3 protein-coding genes are annotated in these 2,242 nt (G+C 42.0%); 1 reads left to right on the plus strand and 2 read right to left on the minus strand.

The window, feature by feature from the left end; all coding sequences use genetic code 11:
- On the plus strand, nt 1–441 hold a 441-nt coding region (locus tag B4F91_RS04975; protein WP_288635398.1), incomplete at its 5' end, for a tyrosine-type recombinase/integrase.
- Between the two features lie 225 nt (nt 442–666).
- On the opposite strand, the gene serS is transcribed toward B4F91_RS04975, so the two are convergent.
- Nucleotides 667–1,971, minus strand: coding sequence for a serine--tRNA ligase (gene serS / locus B4F91_RS04980; protein ID WP_055018482.1), 1,305 nt, complete (start codon nt 1,969–1,971; stop codon nt 667–669).
- A gap of 9 nt (nt 1,972–1,980) precedes the next feature.
- Nucleotides 1,981–2,242, minus strand: a 262-nt coding sequence (locus tag B4F91_RS04985; RefSeq protein WP_286936942.1) for a CrcB family protein, incomplete at its 5' end; no start/stop codon positions are given.

The raw sequence follows: 2,242 nt of genomic DNA on the forward strand, positions 1-2,242 counted from the left end.
CCGCAATTACGTTCTCAAATACAATTAGTTGATAGTTACCTGCAATTAGATCTGAAAAACCCCTTATATAGCGGCGCTTACATGCCGCATTTGTTACGTAAAAAATATCCAAACCATAACAAACAATTAGGGTGGCAATATTTATTTTCATCACATAAATTAAGCATTGATCCTGAGAGTAAGCAGCTGAGGCGTCATCATATTGATGAAAAGCAATTACAACGCGCTGTTAAACAGGCTGCTGACGATGCAAAAATTAGGAAACACGTTACACCACATACCTTACGCCATTCATTTGCAACGCACCTATTGCAAAGTGGCGCTGATATTCGCACGGTTCAGGCACAATTAGGCCATAGTGATGTGCGAACAACCCAAATATATACTCATGTTTTACAACAAGGAGCCAATGGTGTTGTAAGCCCATTTTCGAGATTATAAAACCAGCAAAAGTTTTTAATTGTGTGTCACGCGTTAAAGTACGCCTTATACAAAAATAGCGCCGATATGTATGAAGCCGATTCTTACACAATGAATTTCACTGCGAATTAATATCTCAGCTTTTACCTTTAACCTCGAACCTTTTCCTAAAACAAAAAAACCGCTGTTCGTTAAAACAGCGGCTTTCTTTCTAAAGCTTACAGCTAAAAAATGACAGCTAGTACTTTAAACTTTCCCAATCACTTCAAGTCCACCCATGTATGGGCGTAATACTTCAGGTACTACTACTGAACCATCGGCTTGTTGGTAGTTTTCTAGTATGGCTACGAGTGTACGGCCAACCGCTAAACCTGAGCCATTTAGTGTATGTAGTAACTCTGGCTTTTTAGCACCTTCACGGCGAAAACGTGCTTGCATACGGCGCGCTTGGAAATCGACCATATTTGAACAAGACGAAATTTCGCGGTAGGTATCTTGCGCCGGTAACCATACTTCTAAGTCGTATGTTTTAGCTGCGCCAAAGCCCATGTCGCCCATACATAAAATTACTTTACGGTATGGTAGTTCTAGTGCTTGTAGAATTTGCTCTGCGTGGCCTGTTAGCTCTTCAAGCGCTTGCATTGAATCTTCTGGTTTTACTAGTTGAACTAGTTCAACTTTATCAAACTGATGCTGGCGAATTAAGCCGCGTGTATCGCGACCGTAGCTGCCCGCTTCACTTCGAAAACACGGCGTGTGCGCAGTTAAGCGAATCGGTAAATCGCTTTCTTCGTAAATTTCGTCGCGTGCGCTATTAGTCAGCGGTACTTCTGCTGTTGGGATTAAGCTAAAGCCAGCTTGTTGTTCACCGTCGTCGTTTACTAGGCCTAATGTATGGAATAAATCGCCTGCAAACTTAGGTAATTGACTTGTACCGTAAAGGCTTGCGCTATTTACTAAGTACGGTACATACATTTCTGTATAGCCGTTTTTATCTGTGTGGGTATCTAGCATGTATTGCGTAAGTGCACGGTGCATACGCGCTACTTGGCCGCGCATTACTGTAAAACGTGCGCCACTAATTTTAACGCCCATTTCAAAGTCTAGGCCGTTTAGGTCTTGGCCTACGTCTACGTGATCTTTTACTTCAAAGTCGTACTTTTTAGGCGTGCCCCAGGTAAGTATTTCAACGTTGTCGTCTTCATCAGCGCCTTCTGGTACTGATTCGTCTGGCAAGTTTGGAATTGCTAATGCAATGTCGTTAATGGCGTTGAGTACTTCATCTTGCGCTTTTTTAGTTGCGTCTAATTCGCTGCCTAAATTTGCCACTGCGTCTAGTAGTGGTTGTGCGTCTTCGCCTTTTGCTTTTGCTTGGCCAATGGCTTTAGCACTGGCGTTACGTTGACTTTGAAGCTCTTGCGTTTTTACTTGTAATGTTTTGCGTTGTTCTTCAAGTTCTGTCACTTTTGCAACATCAAGCTCGTAGCCACGAGCCGCTAAGCGTGCTGCAGTTTGCTCAACGTCTTGTCGTAAATATTTAGAATCTAACATGTTAGTTTTTTAACCTTTTTGCATTACCAGCTGAAGGCCCAGCCAAGCCATAAAAATACAGATCATCACATTTAAGATGATATTGAGGGCCATTTTAATAAAGTGACCTTGTTGTAATAACAACAACGAGTCCATTGAGAATGTTGAAAAGGTGGTTAACGCACCTAAAAAGCCAATACCAATAAGGGTTTTAGCGGGGCTTGTGGCGATAATTTCTTTCTCTATCAAACCGTACAAAATGCCCATTAACAATGAACCCAGAATATTAACC

Origin of the sequence: Pseudoalteromonas sp. UBA6610 (assembly GCF_002433295.1) — a bacterium.
Classification (GTDB): Bacteria; Pseudomonadota; Gammaproteobacteria; order Enterobacterales; family Alteromonadaceae; genus Pseudoalteromonas; species Pseudoalteromonas atlantica.

Excerpts from the sequence above, each read along its gene's own strand:
- serS (WP_055018482.1), bottom strand. The coding sequence starts at position 1,971 with ATGTTAGATTCTAAATATTTACGACAAGACGTTGAGCAAACTGCAGCA.